This window comes from Lutibacter aestuarii (genome assembly GCF_042676885.1).
GTDB lineage: Bacteria > Bacteroidota > Bacteroidia > Flavobacteriales > Flavobacteriaceae > Lutibacter > Lutibacter aestuarii.
Map to the genome: position 1 here is coordinate 107,891 of NZ_JBHTIC010000020.1, position 25,366 is coordinate 133,256.

Annotated in this window: 23 protein-coding genes; 8 read left to right on the top strand and 15 right to left on the bottom strand. The window is 30.3% G+C overall.

Annotation, left to right across the window (positions count from 1 at the left end):
* Positions 1-17: 17 nt before the first annotated feature.
* Both ACFQZW_RS13095 and ACFQZW_RS13100 read left to right on the top strand, forming a co-directional pair.
* Positions 18-1,196, top strand: a complete 1,179-nt coding sequence (locus ACFQZW_RS13095; protein WP_298288136.1) for an acetyl-CoA C-acyltransferase — start codon at positions 18-20, stop codon at positions 1,194-1,196.
* A gap of 16 nt (positions 1,197-1,212) precedes the next feature.
* The gene (locus tag ACFQZW_RS13100) at positions 1,213-1,983 is read left to right on the top strand and encodes a C40 family peptidase (RefSeq protein ID WP_386783596.1); all 771 of its coding nucleotides are present in this window, start codon (positions 1,213-1,215) and stop codon (positions 1,981-1,983) included.
* Between the two features lie 51 nt (positions 1,984-2,034).
* Here the strand turns inward: ACFQZW_RS13100 and ACFQZW_RS13105 are convergent, their stop codons facing one another.
* Positions 2,035-3,315, bottom strand: a complete 1,281-nt coding sequence (locus ACFQZW_RS13105; protein WP_298264066.1) for a tetratricopeptide repeat protein — start codon at positions 3,313-3,315, stop codon at positions 2,035-2,037.
* A gap of 10 nt (positions 3,316-3,325) precedes the next feature.
* Positions 3,326-5,839 carry a DNA gyrase subunit A gene (gene gyrA / locus ACFQZW_RS13110; RefSeq protein WP_298286914.1) on the bottom strand — a complete coding sequence of 838 codons (2,514 nt, stop codon included), beginning with the start codon at positions 5,837-5,839 and terminating at the stop codon, positions 3,326-3,328.
* Between the two features lie 259 nt (positions 5,840-6,098).
* On the opposite strand from gyrA, the gene ACFQZW_RS13115 reads away from it, so the two are divergent.
* The 3 genes from ACFQZW_RS13115 (at position 6,099) to ACFQZW_RS13125 (ending at position 9,682) form a co-directional block, all read left to right on the top strand.
* Positions 6,099-8,639, top strand: coding sequence for an ATP-dependent Clp protease ATP-binding subunit (locus ACFQZW_RS13115; protein WP_298264063.1), 2,541 nt, complete (start codon positions 6,099-6,101; stop codon positions 8,637-8,639).
* Positions 8,640-8,745: 106 nt separating this feature from the next.
* Positions 8,746-9,105: a hypothetical protein gene (locus ACFQZW_RS13120; RefSeq protein WP_386783600.1), complete on the top strand. Its 360-nt coding sequence runs from the start codon at positions 8,746-8,748 to the stop codon at positions 9,103-9,105.
* 19 nt (positions 9,106-9,124) lie between these two features.
* Positions 9,125-9,682 (top strand): thioredoxin family protein, encoded by a 558-nt coding sequence (locus ACFQZW_RS13125; RefSeq protein WP_386783602.1) that lies wholly within the window; start codon positions 9,125-9,127, stop codon positions 9,680-9,682.
* Here the strand turns inward: ACFQZW_RS13125 and ACFQZW_RS13130 are convergent.
* The 13 genes from ACFQZW_RS13130 to ACFQZW_RS13190 all read right to left on the bottom strand — a co-directional run bounded on the left by ACFQZW_RS13130 (position 9,679) and on the right by ACFQZW_RS13190 (position 22,544).
* Complete coding sequence (locus tag ACFQZW_RS13130; protein WP_386783604.1) at positions 9,679-10,632, bottom strand: glycosyltransferase; 954 nt, start codon at positions 10,630-10,632, stop codon at positions 9,679-9,681. The genes ACFQZW_RS13125 and ACFQZW_RS13130 overlap by 4 nt on opposite strands.
* A gap of 117 nt (positions 10,633-10,749) precedes the next feature.
* Positions 10,750-12,483 carry an acyl-CoA dehydrogenase family protein gene (locus ACFQZW_RS13135; RefSeq protein WP_372802008.1) on the bottom strand — a complete coding sequence of 578 codons (1,734 nt, stop codon included), beginning with the start codon at positions 12,481-12,483 and terminating at the stop codon, positions 10,750-10,752.
* A gap of 52 nt (positions 12,484-12,535) precedes the next feature.
* Positions 12,536-13,564 carry an electron transfer flavoprotein subunit alpha/FixB family protein gene (locus ACFQZW_RS13140; protein WP_298286924.1) on the bottom strand — a complete coding sequence of 343 codons (1,029 nt, stop codon included), beginning with the start codon at positions 13,562-13,564 and terminating at the stop codon, positions 12,536-12,538.
* Positions 13,565-13,579: 15 nt separating this feature from the next.
* Positions 13,580-14,455, bottom strand: a complete 876-nt coding sequence (locus tag ACFQZW_RS13145) for an electron transfer flavoprotein subunit beta/FixA family protein (protein ID WP_372802006.1) — start codon at positions 14,453-14,455, stop codon at positions 13,580-13,582.
* 188 nt (positions 14,456-14,643) lie between these two features.
* On the bottom strand, positions 14,644-15,489 hold the full coding sequence (locus ACFQZW_RS13150) for an enoyl-ACP reductase FabI (protein WP_298264052.1): 846 nt from the start codon (positions 15,487-15,489) through the stop codon (positions 14,644-14,646).
* Positions 15,490-15,543: 54 nt separating this feature from the next.
* On the bottom strand, positions 15,544-17,196 hold the full coding sequence (gene recN / locus ACFQZW_RS13155) for a DNA repair protein RecN (RefSeq protein WP_386783608.1): 1,653 nt from the start codon (positions 17,194-17,196) through the stop codon (positions 15,544-15,546).
* Positions 17,197-17,220: 24 nt separating this feature from the next.
* On the bottom strand, positions 17,221-18,108 hold the full coding sequence (porD, locus tag ACFQZW_RS13160; RefSeq protein WP_386783610.1) for a type IX secretion system protein PorD: 888 nt from the start codon (positions 18,106-18,108) through the stop codon (positions 17,221-17,223).
* Positions 18,101-19,315: a bifunctional phosphopantothenoylcysteine decarboxylase/phosphopantothenate--cysteine ligase CoaBC gene (coaBC, locus tag ACFQZW_RS13165; protein ID WP_386783612.1), complete on the bottom strand. Its 1,215-nt coding sequence runs from the start codon at positions 19,313-19,315 to the stop codon at positions 18,101-18,103. The genes porD and coaBC overlap by 8 nt, the downstream gene beginning before the upstream one ends.
* Positions 19,316-19,318: 3 nt before the next feature.
* The gene (locus ACFQZW_RS13170; protein ID WP_298264046.1) at positions 19,319-19,642 is read right to left on the bottom strand and encodes a DNA-directed RNA polymerase subunit omega; all 324 of its coding nucleotides are present in this window, start codon (positions 19,640-19,642) and stop codon (positions 19,319-19,321) included.
* Complete coding sequence (locus ACFQZW_RS13175; RefSeq protein ID WP_298264044.1) at positions 19,642-20,460, bottom strand: outer membrane protein assembly factor BamD; 819 nt, start codon at positions 20,458-20,460, stop codon at positions 19,642-19,644. Before ACFQZW_RS13175 ends, ACFQZW_RS13170 begins: the two co-directional genes overlap by 1 nt.
* Before the next feature lie 117 nt (positions 20,461-20,577).
* Positions 20,578-21,099, bottom strand: coding sequence for a ferritin (locus ACFQZW_RS13180; RefSeq protein WP_298264043.1), 522 nt, complete (start codon positions 21,097-21,099; stop codon positions 20,578-20,580).
* A gap of 48 nt (positions 21,100-21,147) precedes the next feature.
* Positions 21,148-22,023, bottom strand: a complete 876-nt coding sequence (gene dapA, locus ACFQZW_RS13185; protein ID WP_386783616.1) for a 4-hydroxy-tetrahydrodipicolinate synthase — start codon at positions 22,021-22,023, stop codon at positions 21,148-21,150.
* Positions 22,023-22,544: a DUF6913 domain-containing protein gene (locus ACFQZW_RS13190; protein WP_372800998.1), complete on the bottom strand. Its 522-nt coding sequence runs from the start codon at positions 22,542-22,544 to the stop codon at positions 22,023-22,025. Before ACFQZW_RS13190 ends, dapA begins: the two co-directional genes overlap by 1 nt.
* 52 nt (positions 22,545-22,596) lie before the next feature.
* On the opposite strand from ACFQZW_RS13190, the gene ACFQZW_RS13195 reads away from it, so the two are divergent.
* Genes ACFQZW_RS13195 through ACFQZW_RS13205 form a run of 3 tightly spaced genes read left to right on the top strand, consistent with a single transcriptional unit; the run spans position 22,597 to position 25,321 of the window.
* Positions 22,597-23,349 carry a 5'-nucleotidase C-terminal domain-containing protein gene (locus tag ACFQZW_RS13195; RefSeq protein ID WP_386783618.1) on the top strand — a complete coding sequence of 251 codons (753 nt, stop codon included), beginning with the start codon at positions 22,597-22,599 and terminating at the stop codon, positions 23,347-23,349.
* A 5-nt stretch (positions 23,350-23,354) separates the two neighbouring features.
* Complete coding sequence (locus ACFQZW_RS13200; protein WP_386783620.1) at positions 23,355-24,266, top strand: bifunctional metallophosphatase/5'-nucleotidase; 912 nt, start codon at positions 23,355-23,357, stop codon at positions 24,264-24,266.
* Between the two features lie 14 nt (positions 24,267-24,280).
* Entirely contained in the window at positions 24,281-25,321 is a 1,041-nt protein-coding gene (locus ACFQZW_RS13205; protein ID WP_298264035.1) for a GMP reductase, read from the top strand.
* Positions 25,322-25,366: the final 45 nt, after the last annotated feature.

The window sequence follows — 25,366 nt, forward strand, 5'->3', positions numbered from 1 at the left end:
AAACAGTTTATAAAATTATGAAAGAAGTTGTCATTGTTTCTGTAGCAAGAACACCTATAGGAAGTTTTTTAGGAAGTTTATCCAATATTTCGGCTCCAAAATTAGGAGCAATAGCTATAAAGGGCGCGTTAGATAAAATAAACTTAGACACAAAACTTGTTGATGAAGTATTTATGGGAAATGTTGTTTCTGCTGGTTTAGGTCAAGCACCTGCTCGACAAGCTGCAATTTTTGCTGGAATTCCTAAAACGGTTCCATGTACAACTATCAACAAAGTTTGTTCTTCGGGAATGAAAGCTATTATGTTTGCAGCTCAAGCGATTAAAAGTGGTGATGCTGAAATTGTTGTTGCTGGCGGTATGGAAAACATGAGTAGTATTCCACACTATATTGCTGGAAGAAAAGCAACCAAATTTGGAAACATTAATGTTGTTGATGGTTTATTAATTGATGGCTTAACAGATGCATACGACAAAAAACATATGGGAACTTGTGGTGATTTATGTGCTTCTGAGTACAATTTCACTAGAGAAGATCAAGATAAATTTGCAATTGAATCTTACACACGGTCAGCTAATGCTTGGGCAAAAGGAAACTTTAATAACGAAGTCGTACCCGTAGAAATCCCTCAAAGAAAAGGAGATCCAATAATCTTTTCTGAAGATGAAGAATATAAAAATGTAATTTTAGAAAAAATTCCTACTTTACGTCCAGCCTTTAATAAAGAAGGTACTGTAACAGCTGCAAATGCTTCTACTTTGAACGATGGAGCTGCAGCATTAGTACTTATGAGCTTAGAAAAAGCAAACGAATTAAATTTAAAACCATTAGCTAAAATTAAAGGATATGCAGATGCTGCTCAAGAACCTGAATGGTTTACAACGGCACCTGCTAAGGCATTACCAAAAGCATTAGCTAAAGCTGGAATCTCACAAAATGAAGTGGATTATTTTGAATTAAATGAAGCTTTTTCTGTAGTAGGATTAGCGAATATTAAAATCTTAGGATTGAACCCTGAAAAAGTAAATGTTAATGGAGGAGCCGTATCATTAGGTCATCCTTTAGGAATGTCTGGTGCAAGAATTGTAATTGCTTTAACTTCAATTTTAGAACAAAATAATGCTAAATATGGTGCTGCTGGTATTTGTAATGGTGGCGGTGGAGCAAGTGCTATTGTGATTGAACGAATTTCATAATTTTAATACATTTTAAATGAATTACGGAATTTGTAATTTAAGTATTGTGCCTCTTAGAATAGACCCCGACGATACAAGTGAAATGATTTCACAGGTTTTATTTGGTGATTATTTTAAAATTTTAGAAATACGTAAACATTGGAGTAAAATACGTCTTACTTTTGATAAATATGAAGGATGGATTGATCATAAACAATATCAAGAAATTTCTGAAGAAACATTTAATAATATAGTAAAAGAACCTACTGTTTTAGCTGGTGAATTAATTGATTTTGCAACAGATGAAAACCATCATTTTTCCACAGTAATTTTAGGATCTAACCTACCTTTTTACTCTAATCAAAAATTACAAATTAATCAATCTAATTTTATTTATGAAGGTTGCGTTTATTCTAAGAAAAAAGCCAAAGAAAACATTGTTAAATTTGCCCAAAAATATTTAAATACCCCTTATTTATGGGGTGGTAAAACTCCTTTTGGAATTGATTGCTCCGGGTTTACACAAATGGTTTATAAACTTTGTGGATATAAATTACTACGTGAAGCATCGCAACAAGCTACTCAAGGCGAAGTTTTAAGCTTTATTGAAGAAAGTGAACCAGGTGATTTAGCTTTTTTTGATAACAATGAAGGTATTATAACTCATGTTGGAATTATTATGAAAGATAATTATATCATTCATGCATATGGAAAAGTTCGAATTGATAGAATAGATCATAGCGGCATTTTTAATATTGACACAAAAAGACATACTCATAAATTAAGAGTTATAAAAAAGATTATATAATAAAAAAGCTCACTTAAAAGTGAGCTTTTTATATAACAATAATTTTAAGTTTTATTGTTTTAATTCTTCATAAACTGGTCTAATTTCATTTAGTTTATCCGTCATTTCAAGGTTTTCATATAAACCCATTAATGTTGTAACAACTCCAATATTAGTTTTATTCAATTCAAAAGCTTTTTCATAATAAGGAACTGCCTTCTTATATATCTCTAATTGCTCTGCTTGTAATTTATCATATTTAGCAAAGTCTGATAAACTTTTATTCATTTCTTCTATAATTGGGTTAGCTTTATCAATAATAGCTGCTCCAATATTATTGTAAGCATCAGCATAATCAGGTTTTAATTCAATTGCTTTTTCAAAATATTTAATCGCCTCATCTACTTTTTTCTGATTCATATTCATTACACCAACGTTGTAATATAATGTAGGTTCAGTTGGGTTTAGCTCAATAGCTTCCTCTAAACGTTGCTTAAACATTTCTTCATCTCCTTTTTGATAATGAATGTTAGCTTCATCAATTAATAAAGAGTAACTACTTGGAAATTCTTCTCTTCCTTTGGCAATAATTTCAAGAGCTTTGTCTGTGTCTCCTAATTTCACATAATTTTGAGATAAATATTTAAACATCATATCTCTTTTAGATTCTTTTTTCTCCTCTCTTGGATTTTCAGCTAAACCTAATTTTACTTGCAAATCCATTGCTTTTTTATCTGCATATGTAACGTCTTTACCATCAGACTTGTTAGTTGCAATATACTCTGTAGCAATACCTGTGTAATTTAAATCTAAAAGTTTTTGATACGATTTTATAGAAGTATCATAATCTTCCCCAAAATAGTAAAGTAGTGCCGCGTTATCTAAAAATACGGTATCATTTGGACTTAATGCATATACTTGAGCAAATCCTTTTGCAGCTTTTAAATAGTCTTCAGGAGCCTTGGTAGTAACAGCGTTTTGATAATCTGACGATGCTGCTGTAGCAATATTAGATGTTAAGGTATTGATTAAACCAGCAACTTCGTTGGTATATTTTGCTTTGTTAATTTCTTTTTCATAACTAATTAACTTATTAAAAGCAGCTCCTACTTTTTCATAATCAGCTTGATTTGAACCATTTTGGTACAATGCTAAACCTCTTAAATAATAGTATTTTGCTTTAGTTTTTTCATCAGCATTGGCAATCAACCCTTCAGCTTGATTTATAGCCGACATAGCAGCAGTAAAGTCATTTGATTTAATTGCCTTTTCTGCAGTTTTAAGTTCATTCTTTTGTCCGAAAACAGTCATACTTAATAAAAAAGCAGACAGTATTAATATTTGTTTCTTCATTTTATTTATTTTATTCTTGATTTGTATTCTCTTCATTATTATTTTCAATTTCCGTGCCATTTTCAGTTTCATCAAATTCTTCTTCGTCTTCGTGCATTACTTTTGCTACAGCTGCAATAGAATCATTATCTTTTATATTAATAAGTTTAACTCCTTGAGTTGCTCTTCCCATAATACGTAAATCTGACACAGCCAATCTAATTGCAATTCCAGATTTGTTTATAATCATTAAATCGTCATCATCTGTAACATTTTTTATAGCAACTAAATCACCTGTTTTTTCAGTAATATTAATTGTTTTTACTCCTTTACCACCTCTATTTGTAATTCTATAATCCTCTAGGCTTGAACGCTTTCCATACCCATTTTCAGAAACTACCAAAATATTACTTTCATTATCATCAACAGCAATCATTCCAATTACTTCATCTTTCTCACTTCCTAAGGTAATACCTCTTACACCTGAAGCATTTCTTCCCATAGGTCTAGTTTTGCTTTCTTCAAATCGAATTGCTTTACCAGATTTTAGTGCTAACATTACTTGACTATTTCCTGTTGTTAATTTGGCCTCAAGTAATTCATCATTATCTTTAATAGTAATTGCATTAATACCATTTGTTCTAGGACGAGAATATTGTTCTAAAGAAGTTTTTTTAACTTGACCTCCTTTAGTTGCCATAATAATATAATGGTTATTTATATAGTCTTCATCTTTCAAATCTTCAGTAACTAAGAAAGCTTTTACTTTATCATCTTGTTCTATATTGATAAGGTTTTGAATGGCTCTTCCTTTAGAATTTTTACCTCCTTCAGGAATTTCATAAACACGCATCCAAAACACTTTTCCTTTCTGAGTAAAGAATAACATATATTGATGGTTGGTTCCAACAAATAAATGTTCTAGAAAATCTTCATTTCTAGTGGTAGCTCCTTTTTGACCTCTACCTCCTCTATTTTGAACTTTATATTCATCTAAGTTGGTACGTTTAACATATCCAGCATGTGAAATGGTAACTACTACTTGAGAGTTAGGAATCATATCTTCAATAGATAAATCTCCACCTGCGTATTCTATAACAGATCTTCTTTCATCACCATACTTATCTTTAATTGCAATTAATTCATCTTTAATAATTTGATAACGTCTTGATTCATCACCTAGGATATCTTTTAAATCGGCTATTAATTTTATGATTTCATCGTATTCAGCTCTTAATTTGTCTTGCTCTAATCCTGTTAACTGACGCAAACGCATTTCTACAATTGCTTTTGCCTGAATTTCAGTTAATTCAAAACGAGTTATTAAACTATCTCTTGCTTCATCAGCATTGGAAGATGCTCTGATAATTTTAATTACTTCATCAATATTGTCACTTGCAATTATTAATCCTTCTAAAATATGTGCTCTTGCTTCTGCTTTTTTAAGCTCAAATTCAGTTCTTCTTACAATTACTTCATGTCTGTGTTCAACAAAGTAATGAATTAGTTGTTTTAGGTTTAATTGTTGTGGACGACCATTAACTAAAGCAATATTATTAACACTAAAAGAGGTTTGTAGTGCTGTGTATTTGTATAATTTATTTAAAACAATATTAGGTATGGCGTCACGCTTAAGTACATATACAACACGCATTCCATTTCTATCCGATTCATCTCTAATATTGGCAATGCCTTCTAATTTTTTTTCATTTACAAGTTCAGCAGTTTTTTTAATCATTTCTGCTTTGTTAACTTGGTATGGAATTTCGGTTACAATAATACACTCGCGCCCATTTACTTCCTCAATGGTCGCTTTAGCTCTCATCACTATTCGACCTCTACCTGTTTCAAAGGCTTCTTTTACTCCATCATAGCCATAAATGATTCCTCCTGTTGGAAAATCTGGGGCTTTGATGTACTGCATTAATTCAGAAATTTCAATTTCTTTATTATCAATATAGGCTAAAGTTCCATTTATAACTTCAGTTAAATTATGGGGAGCCATATTTGTAGCCATTCCAACTGCAATACCTGAAGCTCCGTTTACTAATAAGTTAGGAATTCTTGTTGGTAAAACAGTAGGTTCATTTAAGGTATCGTCAAAATTTAATTTATGATCTACGGTATCCTTTTCAATATCAGATAACATTTCTTCTGATATTTTTTGCATACGTACCTCTGTATAACGCATTGCTGCAGGGCTATCACCATCAACAGAACCAAAGTTTCCTTGACCATCTACCATCATATAGCGTACGCTCCAATCCTGAGCCATTCGTACCATAGAATCATATACTGAAGTATCACCATGTGGGTGGTACTTACCTAAAACTTCCCCAACTACTCTAGCCGATTTTTTATAAGATCCTGTTGCTTTTATTCCTAATTCATGCATTCCATATAATACTCTTCTATGTACTGGTTTTAAACCATCACGTACATCTGGTAATGCTCTTGAAACAATTACTGACATTGAATAATCAATGTATGCAGATTTCATTTCATCTTCAATGTTAATTGGTATCAGTTTTTCTCCGTCTGCCATATGTTTTTTAATTTATTTTAGTTGTCTTTTTTTAACAAAGCAATATACAATTTTTCACTTTTTTACAACCTATTTGTCAGGTAGTTTTTATATTTTTTATTAACAATAATACACACACACCAAACAACTGTAAATGACTGGTATTCAATAATTTTAAGCTATCATATATGACAATTTTACTGATTTATAAAAAAGTGGTCTTGTTTTTGTGCATCAAAAAGAAAAAAATCAGTTAAATTTACATATTAAACTCATAGAAATGGACGATAATTTTTCACCAAAAGTTAAAGATGTAATAGCCTATAGTAAAGAAGAAGCTTTACGTTTAGGACATGATTTTATTGGTACGGAACACCTCATGTTGGGGTTGTTGCGTAAAGGAGATGGAAAAGCTATAGAAATTTTAAATTCATTAGATATAAATCTTGATCATTTACGCAAAAAAATTGAAGGTTTAAGTCCTTTAAACTCTGCTACTTTTTTTACCAATGAAAAGAAAAATTTACATTTAACAAGACAAGCCGAAAAAGCTTTGAAAACTACTTTTTTAGAAGCTAAATTATATAGAAGTGCATCTGTAAATACAGCACATTTACTTTTATGTATTTTACGTAATGAAAATGATCCTACAACTAAGTTGCTTAATAATTTTGATGCAACTTATGAAAATGTTAAAGCTGAATTTAAATTATTATTTATGGATGAAGAAATTGATTTACCAAAAGCTGAAAACACATCGGATGACGATTTTGATACATCAAAGCCAAATCCTTTTGAACAACCTAAGTCAGGTCAAACACCCCCTAAGAAGTCTAAAACACCTGTTTTAGATAATTTTGGAAGAGATTTAACACGCTTAGCTGAAGAAGGTAAGTTAGACCCTGTTGTAGGAAGAAAAAAAGAAATAGAACGCGTTTCACAAATTTTAAGTCGAAGAAAAAAGAATAATCCAATTTTAATTGGTGAACCTGGAGTTGGAAAGTCTGCTATTGCAGAAGGTTTAGCTTTAAGAATAAATCAACGTAAAGTATCCAGAATTTTATTCAACAAACGAATTGTTTCTTTAGATTTAGCAAGTTTAGTTGCAGGAACTAAATACCGAGGACAATTTGAAGAACGCATGAAAGCCTTGGTAAATGAACTTGAAAAAAATGATGATATCATTCTTTTTATTGATGAAATTCATACCATTGTTGGAGCTGGAGGAGCAACAGGTTCTTTAGATGCTTCAAACATGTTAAAACCAGCATTAGCACGTGGTGAAATTCAATGTATTGGAGCTACAACTCTAGATGAGTTTAGAACCAATATTGAAAAAGACGGTGCTTTAGAACGTCGTTTTCAAAAGGTAATTGTAGAACCAACCTCTGTTGAAGAAACTATTCAAATATTAAATAATATAAAAGAAAAATACGAAGAACATCATAACGTTGATTTTACAGATGAAGCCATTGAAGCTTGTGTTAAATTAACCAACAGATACATGACAGACCGCTATTTACCAGATAAAGCAATTGATGCTTTAGACGAAGCTGGTTCTCGTATTCATATCACAAATATTGTAGTTCCTAAAGAAGTTTTACAGTTAGAAGCTCAACTTGAAAAAATTAAAGAAGATAAAACTGCTGCTGTAAACGGTCAAAAATATGAAGAAGCCGCACGCTTAAGAGACGATGAAAAACGTGTTGAAGGATTGCTTTTAGCAGAACAAATAAAATGGGAAGAGGCTTCAAAATTACACCGTGAAATTGTTACAGAAGATAATGTTGCTGAAGTAGTTTCAATGATGACTGGCATCCCTGTAAACAGAGTTGCTGAAGCTGAAAGCCATAGATTACATGAACTTCCAAATTTAATTAAAGGAAAAGTAATTGGGCAAGATGAAGCTGTATCTAAAGTTGTCAAAGCCATTCAACGCAATAGAGTTGGACTTAAAGATCCTAACAAACCTATTGGCTCATTTATCTTTTTAGGTCAAACAGGTGTTGGTAAAACACAACTAGCCAAGGTGTTAGCTACCGAACTTTTTGACAGTGAAGATGCTTTGATTAGAATAGATATGAGTGAATATATGGAAAAATTTGCGGTATCTCGTTTAATTGGAGCGCCTCCTGGTTATGTTGGTTATGAAGAAGGAGGGCAACTTACTGAAAAAATTAGACGTAAACCATACGCAGTGGTATTGTTTGATGAAATTGAAAAAGCACACCCTGATGTTTTTAATATGCTACTTCAAATTTTAGATGATGGTCATATTACTGATAGTCTTGGAAGAAGAATTGACTTTAGAAATACCATAATTATTATGACTTCTAATATTGGTTCTCGTCAATTAAAAGATTTTGGTGCAGGTGTAGGTTTTGGTACAGCTGCAAAAGTTGCACAAGCTGATGCAAATGCCAAAAGTGTTATTGAAAATGCCTTAAAAAAATCTTTTGCACCAGAGTTTTTAAATAGGATTGATGATGTTATTGTATTTAACGCTTTAGAGAGAGAAGATATTCATTCTATTATTGATATTGAATTAAGCAAATTAATTAAGCGAATTGAAGATTTAGGCTACCAACTTAATTTAACAGAAGAAGCTAAAGATTATATTGCAGATAAAGGTTTTGATAAACAATATGGTGCAAGACCCCTAAAACGTGCAATTCAAAAATATATTGAAGATGCTTTGGCCGAAGAAATTGTAAATTCTAAATTAAATGAAGGCGATACAATTTTTATGGATTTAAACAAAAAAACCAATGAATTAACCATAAAAATTACCAAAGGAAAAGGAAAAGACAAAGTAGAATAACGTATATTAACTCATAAAAAAAATCCAGAATTTGTTAAATAAATTCTGGATTTTTTTTGCTTTAAATATTATACCTTTAAAAAGGTACATCTATAAATTCATCATCATGAAATTTTCTACAAAATTTTGGCTCACAATTTTCACTTTTTTACCTATTGTTTTCATCATTTTAATTTTTATTTTTTTCTTTTCCTCTTTTCTTGAAAACATAATAGCATTAGAAACTCATCAAAAAGAATTTCCTATAGAATTAATTCAATCTTTTATCGGATTCTTTATTTTAATTATTTTAACAGCTTTAGTAAGTATAGGTTTTAAAATATATTATATTGTTCACACTAATAACAATCCAACAAATGATACCAATAAAAAAATCATGTGGACTTTAATTCTTATTTTTGGTGGAACAGTAGCTTCAATTGTATATTATTTTATTGAAATTACACCTTTAAAAACTATTAAATAAACCCTTAACAATATTTAAAATGAATATCAAATCAATCACAATTTTAACCCTAACCATCCTTTTTTTTAATATAACATCAGCACAAGAAAAACCAGAACCTGCTAAAGAAGTTTTATCTAATGCTTTTGACCAAGCTAAAAAAACAAACAAAAATGTTTTTGTTATGTTTAAAGCATCTTGGTGTGGTTGGTGTAAAAAAATGGATGCCTCTATAAAAGATGAAACAACAAAAAATTTATTTAATAAAAACTATGTTATTGAACAGCTAGTTGTAAAAGAAGCCACAAATAAAAAGAATCTTGAAAATCTAGGAGCAGATGAAATTTTATCAAAATATGGAGGCGATAAAAGTGGTATTCCCTATTGGCTAATTTTTGATCCTAATGGAAATCTTTTAGCCGATTCTAAAATGGTTGAAGGCGAACTTGTTTTAAAAGAAAAAGGAAATAATATTGGTTGCCCAGGTACACAAGAAGAAGTTGATGCTTTTATATACAAATTAAAAGAAACTTCGACATTAACAAATGAAGAACTTAAAATTATTTCTAAAAGATTTAGACAAAATAGCTCTCATTAATTTTTAAAAAGCTGCCCTTTTAAAAAGCCTAGTCCGTAGCCTAAAAATTGTATTAAAGTTGTTAGTACACTTGTAAAAGCTACGGATATTTTTTTGTTTTTTATAAATGAATCAAAAAATAAAATAACAAAATAGATGCCAAAAAATACTACAAATATCCAAATTTTTAAAAATAAAAATACAATTGATAAACCTAATAACATTATAAATAATGTTGGAAACCAATAGGTAATTTTTGCAGTTTCAGGATATTTTTTATTTAAAAAAGGTCGTCCTTTTCCAAAAGCAAAAGTTTGTTTAAAAAATTGTAAAAAGGTGGCTCTTCTTTTATGGTATACAAAAGCATTTTCAATAAATTGTGTTTCAAAATTACACGCCCAAAGTCTAAATGTTAAATCTATATCTTCTCCAATTTTCATTTTACTAAAACCTTTAGTTATTTCAAAAGCCTTTTTTGAAATCCCCAAATTGAAACTTCTTGGTTGAAACTTCCCTACAGATTTTTTATTACCCCGAATTCCTCCTGTTGTAAAAAAAGAAGTCATACTGTAATTTATTGCTTTTTGAATGGTTGAAAACGATTGATGTGCAGCATCTGCTCCTCCATAAGCATCTGTATAATTTTTACGCAAAGCTTTTTCAACTTCAACTAAATAATTTGGCGGAATTATACAATCTGAATCAAAAATAATAAAGTAATTACCTAAAGCTTTTCTCATTCCAAAATTCCTGCTATCTCCTGCTCCACTGTTGGTTTTATAAAAATATGTTACGTCTAATTTTTCACAAAACTTCTTTACAACTTCATCAGCTTTTAAACTGGAACCATCTTCAATTACAAGTACTTCAAAGCTTTTGTTATATGTTTGTTTTGTTAGGCTATAAAATAATTCTTCAATTTCTTGAGGACGGTTATACACTGGAACAATGATTGAAAATTGCAATTCCACAAATTAATTTTTTAGGAATTCAAATTTAGTGTTTTTTAAAAGAAACTATAAATTATGGCACAAAAAAAGCCCACTTTTAAGTTTAAAAGTAGGCTTGCTTTTAATTATTAAAAGCAATTAAACTTGAGGTTCTAATAATTCAGTTGGCACTAACTTGTATAAATCTAAATTTTCAATATTAAAATTATTGATATAATCAAACTTCTCTTTATTTTCTGAACTAACCAAATTGATAAATAATTTAGCTGATTTATTAAATTTTTCATCTCTCTGACTATTCAATAACAATAAATATCCCATAATTATATTACCAGCCATTTCAACCAATCTTCTTGAATGAAAATCTAATAATTCTGTATGATGAGTATCAATTACTTGTTGAGTAATTTCTTCAAATGAAACAGTCATTTCTTGAAGTTTCGTTTTTAAAGTTACATTTTCTTCAAAAACTTTTGCTTCGTAATTTTTAATTTGTTCTAAAAATACTCCAGTTGTTACACCTTTAATTGCAGCCACTGCTTGCAATTGAGTTGTTCCTTCATAAATTGAAGTAATTCTGGCATCTCTATAAATGCGTTCAATTGGAAAATCTTTCATAAATCCAGTTCCACCATGAATTTGTAATGAGTCATAAGCAATAACATTGCATGCTTCACTAGCCATTAATTTTAGAAGAGGTGTAAAAACATTGGCTAATTTGGCATAACCCTTCATCTCCATACGCTCCTCTTTTTCCAAAGGTCTTTCTTGCATTACATCTTCATAAACTTTGGTGACATCAACAAATCGTGTAGTTTCATATAACAATGATCGTAAAGCATCAATGCGTACTTTCATATTTGTAATCATTTCATAAACAGCAGGGAAATTAATAATTACTTTTCCAAATTGTGCTCTTTCTTCTGCGTATTTCAATGCCTCTCTGTAAGCTGCATCAGCAATACCAACAGATTGTGCTCCAACTCCTAAACGTGCAGAATTCATTAAAGCCATTACATACTTAATCAATCCAAATCGTTCTTTACCCACTAATTCTGCAGGAGCATTTTTAAATACTAATTCGCAAGTAGGAGAACCTTTAATGCCTAGTTTTTTTTCTAAATGACGAACTTGGACAGCGTGATCATTTCTATCATATATAAACATAGATAATCCACGAGCATCCGTAGTTCCTTCTTCTGAACGTGCTAAAACCAATGAAATATCGGCATCACCGTTGGTTATAAAACGTTTAACCCCATTCAAATACCACTTTTTATCTTCTTCATTAAAGGTTGCTTTTAGTTTTACTGATTGTAAATCTGACCCCGCATCTGGTTCCGTTAAAACCATTGCTGCTGTTGCCCCATCTCTATTAAACCTTGGCAAGTATTTTTCACGTTGCTCTTCGGAACCAAATTCATAGATGGTTTCTGCACAATCTTGCAACCCCCAAATGTTAGCAAAACCAGCGTCGGCTCTCGCCACCATTTCGGCTGCCATTACATAAGGCAATAACGGGAAGTTTAATCCTTCATATTTTCTAGGCAAAGACATACCTATTAAACCTGCTTCATACAATGCTTTGTAATCTGCTGTAGTACCTTTTGCATAAACTACTTTGTTATTTTCAATATGAGGTCCTTCAACATCGACTCCTTCAGCATTTTTCGAAATGGTATCTGCACAAATTTCCCCAACAATTTCTAATATCTTTTCATAAGTATCAATAGCATCTTCATGATTAATTGGAGCATAATCATATTTTTCTGATTCTGAAAAATTGCGTTCTTTTAAAGCAACTATCTTTTTCATGATAGGGTGCTCTAAATGAAATTTAAAATCTGGAGTATCTTTAAAAAAATTATCCATTTTTATACATTTTTATAGTTTGAGTTTTATAACTCTTTAATATTATTGCTTATTATTTTGCATTTTGTTTGTAGTACTTAATCATTTTAGGAACAACTACTCCTAAATCTCCATGTATTACGTAATCTGCTAATTTATTTATAGGTGCTTCTGGATCATTATTTATAGAAATAATCATGGAGGCATCTTGCATTCCTGCTGTATGTTGAATGGCTCCTGAAATACCCGCTGCGATATACAATTTAGGACGAACAGTTGTTCCTGTTTGGCCAATTTGACGATCGTGCTCAATAAAACCTGCATCAACAGCTGCTCTTGAACCACCAACTTCTCCACCCAACAATTCTGCTAATTCTTTTAAATAATCAAAATTTTCTTTAGAGCCTACTCCGTACCCTCCTGCTACAATAATTGGTGCTTCTTTTAAATTGACACCAGATTCTTTAATTTGACGATCTATAATTTCAACTACAAAATCTTCTTCATTTACAATTGAATGCACATCTACTTCAACAATTTCTGTGTTGTAATGTTCATCAAAAATTTCCTTTTTCATAACACCTTCCCTCACAGTTGCCATTTGAGGATGCATATCCCAATTGATAATATTAGCCATAATACTACCTCCAAAAGCTGGGCGAATTGCGTATAATAAATCTTTATATTCTTTCTTTTCCTTTTTTACAAAATGATCTCCAATATCTAATATTGTACAATCAGCTGTAAGTCCGCAGTTTAATTTTGAAGCTAGCCTTGGAGCTAAATCTCTTCCAACTGAAGTGGCTCCAAACAATACAATTTGCGGATCTTCTTCCTTTAATATATGTGCAGCTAACGCAGCATGAGGTAAAGTTCTATAAGGTTCTAGCCTCAAACTATTTCCAATAAATAATCTATCTACACCAAAAGGAGCAATTTGACTTTCAATTCCATGTAAATCAGAACCAAAAATCATAGCTTCTAAAGGGCTTCCTAATTTTTCCGCTAATCGTTTACCTGCTGATAATAACTCTTGACTTATATCTGCTACTTTTTGATTTTCAACTTCACAATAGACTAAGACACTTTTTATTTTTTCCATTTTAAAAGTTTTAAATTACCCTATGGTATGATGTTCTATTAATTCTTTTATCATCATTTCAATATCAGCATCAGATTCTGTTAAAAATTTAGCTTCATTTGCTGTTAAAACAATGTTTTCTACACTTTTTACCTTTGTTGGTGAGCCATTTAACCCAATTTTTTCCACATTTGCTTCAATGTCTTCAACACTCCACTCTGGAATTGTTAAATAGGGTCTTTTTTGATGTAATGAAAGTAACATTTCATCTGCTGAACGCAACTCTGTTTTGGTGCGAGCATATTTGTATTGCATCACTTTTTTTGCATGTCTTGATCTACAAGTTGGAGATGAGCCATGAACCGTCATTAAACAAGGGAATGGAGAAGAAACTGTTTCAACTCCTTTAGACAAACGTCTTCTAACAATAATTTTATCATTTGTTATTTGTACCACCTCTTCAACATAAGTTACTTGAGGAATATTTAACTTATCTGCACATTGTGGTCCTACTTGAGCTGTATCTCCATCTATGGCTTGTCTTCCACTTAAAACTAAATCATAAGGAGCTAACTTTTTTATTCCTTTCACTAAAGTATAGCTTGTCGCCAAGGTGTCAGCACCTCCAAATCTTCTGTCTGAAATCATTACACCAAAATCAGCACCTCTATAATATCCTTCTCGAATGATATCAGCCGCTTTTGGTGGTCCCATTGTTAATAAAGTAACAGTTGTTCCTGGAATTCTATCTTTGATATTTAATGCCAACTCTAACGCATGTAAATCGTCTGGGTTAAATACAGTGGAAAGTTTACCTCTATTTACAGTACCATCTGGTTTCATAGCATCCGGTCCTACGTGTCTCGTATCTGGAACTTGTTTAGCTAGTACTACAATTTTAAGTGGTCTCATAGTATTATTTTAAAAATTTATGTTTATTTCTCTCAAAATTAAAGTTTTTAATTGGGGAAAAACGTGATAATACTCATACTTCACATATTTTTAGATATCGATACTATTTCTGTAAAAACACAAAAAAAGCGATGATTTAAAAATCATCGCTTTTTTTGTGTTTAATAAACTCTAAACTTATTTTTATTTTATTCTTTTGATACTACTTGTTCTTCAGACTGGTTGTCTTTCATAAACTCTTCCATTATAGCAGTGCTAACTCCCATATTAGAAAAACCTCCATCATGATATAAATTTTGCAGTGTTACTTTTTTTGTAAGATCTGAAAATAGACTGATTGTATAGTCAGCACATTCTAACGCTGTTGCATTCCCTAAAGGAGACATTTTTTCAGCATAAGCAATAAAACCATCAAAACCTTTTACACCGCTACCAGCAGTTGTTGGTGTTGGAGATTGAGAAATTGTATTTACTCTAACTTTTTTATCACGTCCAAAGAAGTAACCAAAACTACGCGCAACAGATTCTAAATAAGCTTTGTTATCAGCCATATCATTATAATCTGGAAAAACACGTTGAGCAGCCATATATGATAGTGCTACTATACTTCCCCATTCATTCATTGCGTCTTTTTTGTATAACATACTCATTACTCTATGAAATGAAAGTGCTGACACATCAAAACCAGTTTTTGTAAAATTATAATCTTGATTGGTATAATGATTTCCTCTTCTTACATTAACCGACATTCCAATTGAGTGTAATACGAAATCTATTTTACCCCCTAAAATTTCCATTGATTTATCAATCAAATCTTCTAAATCCATCATGGAAGTTGCATCAGCAGGTATTACTTGCGACCCTGTTTTTTCAGCTAGTTCTGAAATAGTTCCTAAACGCAATGCAACTGGAGCATTGGTTAAAACAAATGTTGCTCCTTCTTCATGTGCTCTTTCAGCTACTTTCCAAGCTATTGATTTTGAATCTAATGCTCCAAAAATAATACCTCTTTTACCTTTTAATAAATTATGCATAGTTCTAATTTTGTTTTCGATTTTAGTGTAATTGGCTGCAAATATAGTAAATTCTTAATTTAACAGCTGTTTTGCATGTTCAATGGCTGTTTCTGAAAAGTTTTTACCGCTGAGCATTTCTGCAATTTCATTAACTCGTTCATGTTCATTTAACTGCATTAATTTTGTAACTATATTGTTATCTAAATCTTGTTTATAAACTTTATAATGCTGTTTGCCTTTAGCGGCAATCTGCGGTAAGTGAGTAATCGTAATTACTTGCATATTAGCACTCATTTGTTGCATAATGTCTGCTATTTTTTGTGAAACATCACCAGAAACCCCTGTATCAATTTCATCAAAAATAATGGTTGGTAAATTGGAATACTCAGATAAAATAGCTTTTACAGCTAACATTATTCTAGACATTTCTCCACCTGATGCTGTTTTTTTTAACGTTCCAAAATTAGCTCCTTTATTTGCTGAAATAAGTAAGCTCAATTCATCTTTACCGTTTGTAAAATAACTTGTACTATGAGTAATTTCAAACTTAAATCGGGTATTTTCCATTCCTAAATTAGTAAGTACCGTTTCTAATTTTTGAATTAAAATAGGAATTGCATTTTTTCTTTCGTTATATATAGTGAATGCTAATTTGTCTATTTTTTCAGCAACTACTTTTATTTCCTTCTCTTTTTCATTGATCAAAGTTGCAGAATTTTCAACAGCTTCTACTTTAATAGAAAGATTTTCTTTGATACTTATCAATTCTGAAATTGAATTTACAGCATGTTTTTTTTGCAAATTATAAATGAGTTGCAATCTATCATTAAGTTTTTCCAATTCTAAAGGGTCAAACTCTATAGTTTCATTTAAGTTTTCTAATTCATTAGTTATGTCATCTAACTCAATTTTTAAACTTAAAGACCTTTCATACAACTCTTTATACTCTAGAGCATAAGATTTAATTTTATTTAAATTAGATGTAAAAGAACTCAACAATGCCTGTATCCCAATTTCTTCATTGAGCGCCAAAGCTTGTGCTTCTGTTAAATTTAATTTAATTTCTTCTATGTTATTTTCTTTATCTAATTGTTGCTCTAAAATAGCTTGCTCATCAGGTTTTAAATTGGCTTTTTCTAATTCTTCAAACAAATGTAAATTATATTCATATTGTTCATTTGCAACTGCCTGATGTTCTTTTATTTTTTTTAGCTCTTTAGTTAATTTATTAAAAACTAATAATCCTCTTTTATAAGATTCAATTTTAGCTGAATTGTTAGCCAAACTATCAATAATTTCAAATTGAAAATTAACGTCAGATAACTGTAAGGTTTGGTATTGAGAATGAATATCAATCAATTTTTCACTTAATAGCTGTAAAACTTGTAATGTTGTTGGGGTATCATTTATAAATGCACGTGATTTTCCACTTGGTAAAATTTCTCTACGAATAATCGTTTCTTGATCAAAATCTATATCATTTTCTTCAAAAAAAGGTTCTAATCTATAATTTTTAATTGAAAACTGAGCTTCAATTATGCATTTACTTGTTGTATCTTTTAGCGTTGAAGAGTCTGCTCTTTTCCCTAAAACCAAGCCTAAGGCACCCAATAAAATAGATTTTCCAGCACCTGTTTCACCTGTAATTATTGATAAATTATCTTTAAAACTAACCTTTAATTGTTCTATTAAAGCATAATTTTTTATGGAAAGATTTGTAAGCATTCTAATTAATTAGGATTAAGAATATTACTTTATTTTATTCCATTTCGCCGCATTAATTGGAGAAATTTTCAGTAAATCTTCTTTTAATTTAAACGTATCATAACGTGGTCCATCTGAAAATATGGAAACTATTTCATCAGCTTTTGAATCCATAAATACACGTAATAAAAATGCATTGGGTCTAGAATCATAAATTGATTTAAGTTTTAAAATAGTTTCTGCAATGCTCTTTTTCCCATTTTTACTATTGGTACTCATTACATCTAAACCTTTTAAATGATATTCATACAATGAAGTACGAAACATAGTGTAGGTTGGCGATAAAAGATTGTCTATTAATGTAAATCTAGATTTTGTACCGTCGTTTTGGTTCCAGCCTTTGTAACCACTTTGTTGCGCCAGTACTAAAACATTTTGTGCTTGTGTGTAAAACGGTGATCCACCTTCTAAAGCAAAAGTATCTGCATCCATTCCTAAAATAGTATACACATAAAATGTTACTACAGATACTAGATTAGACTCAAAAGTATTCTCATTATATTGCAAAGGTTCAAACTCAGTATATTGAAATGAAAAATTATCATCTTTAAAATTAAAAACTGGTGTTAAATAGGTAGAATTGAATACTGGGCGAGACGATTGTATTTGAATATGACCTTTAAAGTCGTTTCCTGTTTGCTCTAAAATAGTTAATGTTAAATTACAACTTATTCGTTCTTGTGCTTTATAATTAAAATTTGTCCAACGCTTTTGGTTTACAAATTCATTTAAGGAACTTTCTAAGGTTGAAAAAACTTGCTTGTTAGAACCAGGAATTTTGTCTGCATTTACTGTAATTGTACAATCTAACTCTTGAGCACTTAATTGAGTTATAAATGTTAACAAAAAAAATATTCTAATTATTTTATACATAAATTCTGTTCAAAATTTCTTTAAAAATATCCTCAGCTACTTCAGCCTTAGATTTTAGACTAAATTCTGAAATTTTTTCGAATTTATCAATGATTGTTACTTTATTTGTTTCATTTTTAAAACCTGCGCCTTTATCTTGTAAAGAATTTAACACAATTAAGTCTAGGTTTTTCTTTTGAAGTTTTATGGTCGCATTTTCAATTTCATTATTGGTTTCAAGAGCAAAACCTACTAAAAATTGATTTTCTTTTTGTTTTCCTAATGAAGCTAAAATATCTTTTGTTTGCACCATTTCAATTGTCATACAATCAGAAGATTTTTTGATTTTTGTTGCAGAAATTTCTTTAGGTTTATAGTCTGCAACAGCTGCAGATAGTATTGCAATATCAACAGATTGATAATGTTTGTGAACTTCTTGATACATTTCTTCAGCACTTACAACATTATATCTATACACTAAAGAATGTGTAATTTTTTCATTAGAAGGTCCTGAAATTAAATACACCGTAGCTCCTAAGTTGGCTGCTGATTTAGCTAATTCAAAACCCATTTTTCCTGAAGAATGATTTCCAATAAATCTAACTGGATCAATTGCTTCATAAGTTGGTCCAGCTGTAATTAGTACTTTTTTATTGTATAATGGTAATTTTGTAACAATATCATTCTCAATAAAAGATACAATATTTTCTGGTTCTTCCATTCTGCCTTCACCTTCTAATCCACTTGCTAAAAATCCTGTAGATGGAGGAATAAAAATATTTCCGTAGCTCTGTAATTTTTCAATGCTTTTTTTTGTTGTTGGATGTTTATACATATCCAAATCCATTGCTGGAGCAAAAAAGACTTTACACTTGGCGGATAAATACACGGCTAACAACAGATTGTCGCAAACACCGTTTGCCATTTTAGACAAGGTATTTGCTGTAGCAGGAGCTATTATCATATAGTCTGCCCAAAGACCTAAATCTACATGGCTGTTCCATTCTTCCGTTTCTTCTTCTCCTTTATCATAAAAAGAAGTATAAACTGGATTTTGTGAAAGGGTTGAAAGGGTTAATGGGGTTACAAAATCAACTGAAGCAGGAGTCATAACAACTTTAACTTCTGCTCCCGATTTTATAAAAAGTCGCACTAAATGTGCCGTTTTATAAGCAGCAATACCGGCTGTAACACCTAAAAGAATTTTTTTACCGCTTAAAATAGACATGTGTTATTTAGTTTCTTCTGGGTTTCTGTAATAAATTTTACCTTCTAACCATTCTTCTACTGCAATTGCAGTTGGTTTTGGTAATTTTTCATAAAATTTAGAAACTTCTATTTGTTCCTTATTTTCAAAAACCTCGTCTAAACTATCAGTATAAGTTGCAAATTCTTCTAACTTTTCAATTAGTTCGTTTTTTAAATCTCCGTTAACTTGCTGTGCTCTTTTTGCTATTATTGTAATAGCTTCGTAAATGTTATTGGTTGGCTCTTCTATTTTAGTTTTATCATACGTTACAGTAGTAGAAGCTGCCTTTGTGTTTTTATAATCCATCAGTTTTCAGTTTTTAGTGCTAATAAAGAGTTTAATTCTTCAGTTAAGTTGTTTACTAATTTTTCAGTTTCATTTAAATAATCTGACTTTGGGTAATTACGCTTAAATCTTTCATGCGATTTTAAAGCATCTTTAATTCTATCTTCTTTTTTAGCAATAAAACTATTAATACCTAATTCGTAAGCCGATTTAAATTTGTAATACATCGCTTCTTCTCTAAAAGAAGTTCCTAAATAATCTGACAATAAATTGTCAAAAGCTACTATAGCCGCTATATAATCAGTTGTATGATAATACTGCTTAGCTATTTCAAAAGATTTTTTTTCTAATTTAAAAGTAAGCTCTTTAATATTTTTATTTGCTTCAATTACTTTGTCAGACTCTGGATATTTAAATATAAAATTTTGCAAAGCTGTTATGGCTTCTTGAGTATCTTTTTGATCTAAACTATATACTGGAGAAGCTAAATAGTAACTATGAGCTGATAAATATGCTGCTTCTTCTACTTTAGAACTTTTAGGGTAATTTTTAACAAACTTATCAAAATAATAGGCTGCTAAGCTATATAGTTTTGTATTGTAGTGAGATTGTGCGACCATATATTGAATGCGTTCCATTTGAGGTTTTCCTCGGTAACTTGGTGTAATTTTCTCAAACAATTGTATGGCTTTATTATACTTTTGTTCTTCATACACTTTGGTAGCCATTTGATACTGTTCTTGAACGGTACCTTTATTCAATACTTTTTGATATTCACCACAAGATGAAACACCAATACTTATCAATAAAATGAATATGTATATTTTATTTTTTTGCATTTGGCAAAATTAGTTATTTATTATGGATTATTAAAATGATTTTTTTTAGTATGTTCTACCACAAAAATAACTAGCTTTTACAATAAATATTGCTTAACAATCTTAATTGTTTGTTAATTATTGAGCAGGTGGAGGAGCTACTGAACTAACTACTGAAAGCTGTTTAATGTCATTATCAAATAAGTATAAGCCTCCTTTATCGTCACCAATTAAATTAATTTTATCTAAAATTGTTCGAGCTTGAGCTTCTTCTTCAATTTGTTCAGCCACATACCATTGTAAGAAATTATGTGTCGCATAATCTTTTTCTTCTAATGAAATATGAACCAATTCATTTATACTTTGTGAAACAAAAACCTCATGTTTAAATAACGTTTCAAACATTTCTTTAATAGAACCAAACTCGACAGCTGGGGCACTTAATTCAGAAACAATTGCATGACCTCCACGTTCATTAATATATTTAAAGAATTTTAACATGTGTTGGCGTTCTTCATCAGACTGATTGTACATAAATTCAGAAACTCCTTCTAAACCTTTTACTTCAGCCCAAGAAGCCATTGCTAAATATATTTGTGAAGATTCAGCTTCAATTCTAATTTGATTATTTAAAGCTGTTTGCATTTTTTCTGATAACATAATCTTATTTTTTATTTATTCTACTTGAAATTTAGAACTGTAAAAATACTAATAATTATCTATAAAATTTGCTAATTTTTGGTGTAATTTTGAAGTTGCATTTACTAAAGGTAAACGCACATTTTCTGAACAAATTGAAATTTTTTGCAATAATGCCTTTATACCAGCCGGGTTTCCTTCTTCAAAAATATAATCTATACTATCCATAATTTTATAGTGCAATTTATTAGCTTCACCTACATTTCCCTGTAAACCAAGCTGTATCATTTCTGAAAAATCTTTTGGAAGCCCTTGTCCAATGACTGAAATAACACCTGATCCTCCAGCTAAAGTCATAGGTAAAGCAATCATATCATCTCCTGAAATCACCATAAATTCTTTTGGTTTATGTTGAATTAAACGCATTGCTTGAACGATATCTCCTGCAGCTTCTTTAACAGCTACTATATTTTCAAAGTCATTTGCCAGTCTAATAATTGTAGCTGGTTCAACATTTTTACCTGTTCTACTAGGCACATTATATAAAATAATTGGTAATGGACTAGCCTCAGATATTGCTTTAAAGTGCTGGTAAACACCTTCTTGTGTTGGTTTATTATAATATGGAGAAACTGAGAGTATTGCTGAAAATGCAGTTAAATCTGTTGTTTTAATTTCATTAGCAACAGCCAGTGTGTTATTTCCTCCAATGCCTAATACTAATGGCAGTCTTCCATTATTAACTCTAATAATAGTATTTTTAACTTGTTCCTTTTCTTCAGCTGTTAAAGTTGCTGGCTCACCTGTAGTTCCTAAAACAACTAAATAATTAATACCATTGTCAATCTGATGGTTTACTAAACGCTCTAACGCTACATAATCTACCGATTTATCTTCATTAAATGGTGTTACTAATGCTACTCCAGTCCCTAACAATTCTTTCATTATATTTTATTTAAAATCTCTAAATACTTCTTTAACTCTTTATTAAATAAGGTAATTTCAGTTGGTTCGCATTTAATTATTAAATCGTAAAATCTATTATCTAGATGTGCAAAACCAACTTTAAATATTACTTTACAATGCAATAATAATAAGTTGGTATATAAGTTTTCAACTTTACTATAGTTTATTAACAAATCGTATTTTTTTGTTAAAATTTCTTTTAGCCATTCGGTTTTAATTTTTCCATACCAGCCAAAATCTTTTGGGGATATACTATTTTCTACAACTTCATTTTTAGCCCTTTTTGATTTAACAACAAGTATTTCAATACTATCTTTTGAAATAGAAAAAAGTTGTGACAATTCATTTACAACGGCATCTTTCAAAGAAGAATCATCAATAACAACCATAATATTTTTTACTTTATTTGAAGTTGTTTTAGTTGAATTTTCTGTTAATTCTGCTATTCTTTTGTTGAAAAATATTTGATTGGTTTTTCGTTTGAATCCTGTAAAAATCATCTATATTTACGGTTGATTCACAAAATTAATTAAAATCATTAGTATTTCAACAATGAAAAAATTTATTATTTCATTTTTTACACTTTTACTTGTAATTAGCTGTAAAAATGAACCTCAACATTTGGTTAAAATTGAAGGAAAATTACTTCCTGTTAATGAAAAATTAGAATCTGTTAAAGAAATTGAAGATTTTATTCAACCTCATAAAGAGAAAGTCGAAAAAGAAATGAATACTGTTCTTTCCTATACTAAAACAGATTTAGTTAGAACAGATAGTCAACTAGAAAGCAGCTTAGGAAATTTAATGGCAGATTTATGCTTTGAAAGAGCCAACCCCGTTTTTAACTCAAGAACTGGAAAAAATATCGATTTTGCTATGTTTAACTATGGTGGAATTAGAGCAGGAATTACTAAAGGAAATATAACTACCGAAAATGCTTTTAATTTAATGCCTTTTGAAAACAGTTTAGTTGTTACTGAATTAACTTATGAGAAAATAAATGAATTAGCTCAATATTTAATCAATGGTAAAAGAGCGCATCCAATTTCAAAACAAGTTAATTTAGTAGTTACCAAAGATGGTTTTGATTTAAAAATCAATCATAAAACAATTGAAAAAAATAAAACTTACTTTGTGTTAACATCAGATTATTTACAAAACGGTGGAGACAATATGGTTTTCTTTAAAGAACCTGTTACACTTCATAAATTAGATTACAAAGTAAGAAATGCAATTATTGATTATTTTAAAGAAATTGATACTGTAAAAGTTAAATTAGACGGAAGATTTAGAAAAGAGATTTAAAAATTATGGAAAGAAGAAATTTTATAAAACAATCAACGGCTGCTACAGCTTTTGTAACATTAGGTGGTTTATCCCTTCAATCATTTGCAAAAGAGAATAAAAAACATATTACTATTTTACATACAAACGACACGCATAGTCATATTGAACCATTTCCTAATGATCATTATAAAAGTCCAAATCAAGGGGGTGTTGCAAGACGTGCTACTTTAATTGATAGTATAAGACAAGAAAATCCTAACACATTATTATTAGATGCTGGTGATATCTTTCAAGGAACACCATATTTTAATTTTTATGGAGGCGAATTGGAATTCAAGCTTATGAGCATGCTTAAATATGATGCTGCAACTATTGGCAATCACGATTTTGATAATAGTATAGATGGATTATACAAGCAACTACCAAACGCTAAATTTGATTTTTTAATAGCTAATTACGATTTTAAAAACACTATTTTAAACACCCATGTGAAACCTTATAAAGTTTTTAAAAAAGATGGTATTAAAATTGGTGTATTTGGTTTAGGTATAGAATTGGAAGGATTAGTTGACCCAAGAATGTACAAAGAAACTGTGTATCTAAACCCTATTGAAATTGCTCAAGATATGAGTCGAATTTTAAAAGAAGATAAAAAATGTGATTTAGTAATTTGTTTATCACATTTAGGATATCACTACAAAAACGAAGCAAAAATTAGCGATTTAGTTTTGGCTTCCAAAACAAAAGATATCGATTTAATTATTGGGGGTCACACACACACTTTTCTACCTAAACCTACCATTACAAAAAATAGTATTGGAGAAAATGTATTGGTAAATCAAGTAGGTTGCTATGGTTTAAATGTGGGTAGAATTGATTTTTATTTTGACGCCGATCAAAATAAAGCAAGTAAAGGAAAAAGCATCATTGTATAACTCAAATTATTAAAATGCGTATAGAATCAGATTTAAAATTAGGCTTTAAAGATGTAATGATTCGTCCAAAAAGATCTACATTAAACTCAAGAGCACAAGTAACCTTAGAAAGAAATTTTACATTTTTACATAGTAATTACCAATGGAAAGGTGTACCAATTATGGCAGCAAATATGGATACCGTTGGTACTTTTGAAATGGTTAAGGCATTAGCCAAACATAAAATATTTACTGCAATACATAAACATTATACGTTAGATGAATGGAAACACTTTATGAATAGTGTTCCTGATGAAATGATTGATTATTTTGCTGTAAGTACTGGAACTGGCACAGCAGACTCAAAAAAATTAACCAACATATTTAGTCAGCATCCACAAATTAAATTTATTTGTATTGATGTGGCTAATGGCTATTCTGAACACTTTGTAAACTTTGTAAAAAAAACAAGAAAACAATATCCTGATAAAGTTATCATGGCTGGAAATGTAGTTACTGGTGAAATGGTAGAAGAATTATTACTTGCTGGAGCCGACATTATTAAAGTAGGTATTGGTCCTGGATCTGTATGTACAACTCGTGTTAAAACCGGCGTTGGCTATCCACAATTATCTGCAATTATTGAATGTGCAGATGCAGCACACGGGTTAGGTGGTCAAATTGTATCTGATGGCGGATGTAAAATACCTGGTGATATTGCCAAAGCTTTTGGTGGCGGTGCTGATTTTGTAATGTTAGGAGGCATGTTAGCTGGACATACTGAAAGTGGTGGTAAGACTATTGAAATTGATGGAACAAAGTATAAACAGTTTTATGGTATGAGTTCTGAAACCGCTATGAAAAAACATGCAGGTAGCGTAGCCAACTATAGAGCTTCTGAAGGAAAAACAGTAGAAATTCCTTATAGAGGAACCGTTGAAAATACTGTTCAAGATTTTTTAGGTGGTTTACGCTCTACTTGCACTTATGTTGGAGCTAGTAAGTTAAAAGAACTCACTAAAAGAACTACTTTTATAAAAGTACAAGAACAGCATAACGAAGTTTTTTCTAAATAAAAAGAAAGCTTTATTGTAATTATTTAAAACTTTTTCGTCTAAACG

Excerpts from the sequence above, each read along its gene's own strand:
- ACFQZW_RS13095 (WP_298288136.1), top strand. The coding sequence starts at position 18 with ATGAAAGAAGTTGTCATTGTTTCTGTAGCAAGAACACCTATAGGAAGT.
- ACFQZW_RS13100 (WP_386783596.1), top strand. The coding sequence starts at position 1,213 with ATGAATTACGGAATTTGTAATTTAAGTATTGTGCCTCTTAGAATAGAC.
- ACFQZW_RS13105 (WP_298264066.1), bottom strand. The coding sequence starts at position 3,315 with ATGAAGAAACAAATATTAATACTGTCTGCTTTTTTATTAAGTATGACT.
- gyrA (WP_298286914.1), bottom strand. The coding sequence starts at position 5,839 with ATGGCAGACGGAGAAAAACTGATACCAATTAACATTGAAGATGAAATG.
- ACFQZW_RS13115 (WP_298264063.1), top strand. The coding sequence starts at position 6,099 with ATGGACGATAATTTTTCACCAAAAGTTAAAGATGTAATAGCCTATAGT.
- ACFQZW_RS13120 (WP_386783600.1), top strand. The coding sequence starts at position 8,746 with ATGAAATTTTCTACAAAATTTTGGCTCACAATTTTCACTTTTTTACCT.
- ACFQZW_RS13125 (WP_386783602.1), top strand. The coding sequence starts at position 9,125 with ATGAATATCAAATCAATCACAATTTTAACCCTAACCATCCTTTTTTTT.
- ACFQZW_RS13135 (WP_372802008.1), bottom strand. The coding sequence starts at position 12,483 with ATGGATAATTTTTTTAAAGATACTCCAGATTTTAAATTTCATTTAGAG.
- ACFQZW_RS13140 (WP_298286924.1), bottom strand. The coding sequence starts at position 13,564 with ATGGAAAAAATAAAAAGTGTCTTAGTCTATTGTGAAGTTGAAAATCAA.
- ACFQZW_RS13145 (WP_372802006.1), bottom strand. The coding sequence starts at position 14,455 with ATGAGACCACTTAAAATTGTAGTACTAGCTAAACAAGTTCCAGATACG.
- ACFQZW_RS13150 (WP_298264052.1), bottom strand. The coding sequence starts at position 15,489 with ATGCATAATTTATTAAAAGGTAAAAGAGGTATTATTTTTGGAGCATTA.
- recN (WP_386783608.1), bottom strand. The coding sequence starts at position 17,196 with ATGCTTACAAATCTTTCCATAAAAAATTATGCTTTAATAGAACAATTA.
- porD (WP_386783610.1), bottom strand. The coding sequence starts at position 18,108 with ATGTATAAAATAATTAGAATATTTTTTTTGTTAACATTTATAACTCAA.
- coaBC (WP_386783612.1), bottom strand. The coding sequence starts at position 19,315 with ATGTCTATTTTAAGCGGTAAAAAAATTCTTTTAGGTGTTACAGCCGGT.
- ACFQZW_RS13170 (WP_298264046.1), bottom strand. The coding sequence starts at position 19,642 with ATGGATTATAAAAACACAAAGGCAGCTTCTACTACTGTAACGTATGAT.
- ACFQZW_RS13175 (WP_298264044.1), bottom strand. The coding sequence starts at position 20,460 with ATGCAAAAAAATAAAATATACATATTCATTTTATTGATAAGTATTGGT.
- ACFQZW_RS13180 (WP_298264043.1), bottom strand. The coding sequence starts at position 21,099 with ATGTTATCAGAAAAAATGCAAACAGCTTTAAATAATCAAATTAGAATT.
- dapA (WP_386783616.1), bottom strand. The coding sequence starts at position 22,023 with ATGAAAGAATTGTTAGGGACTGGAGTAGCATTAGTAACACCATTTAAT.
- ACFQZW_RS13190 (WP_372800998.1), bottom strand. The coding sequence starts at position 22,544 with ATGATTTTTACAGGATTCAAACGAAAAACCAATCAAATATTTTTCAAC.
- ACFQZW_RS13195 (WP_386783618.1), top strand. The coding sequence starts at position 22,597 with ATGAAAAAATTTATTATTTCATTTTTTACACTTTTACTTGTAATTAGC.
- ACFQZW_RS13200 (WP_386783620.1), top strand. The coding sequence starts at position 23,355 with ATGGAAAGAAGAAATTTTATAAAACAATCAACGGCTGCTACAGCTTTT.
- ACFQZW_RS13205 (WP_298264035.1), top strand. The coding sequence starts at position 24,281 with ATGCGTATAGAATCAGATTTAAAATTAGGCTTTAAAGATGTAATGATT.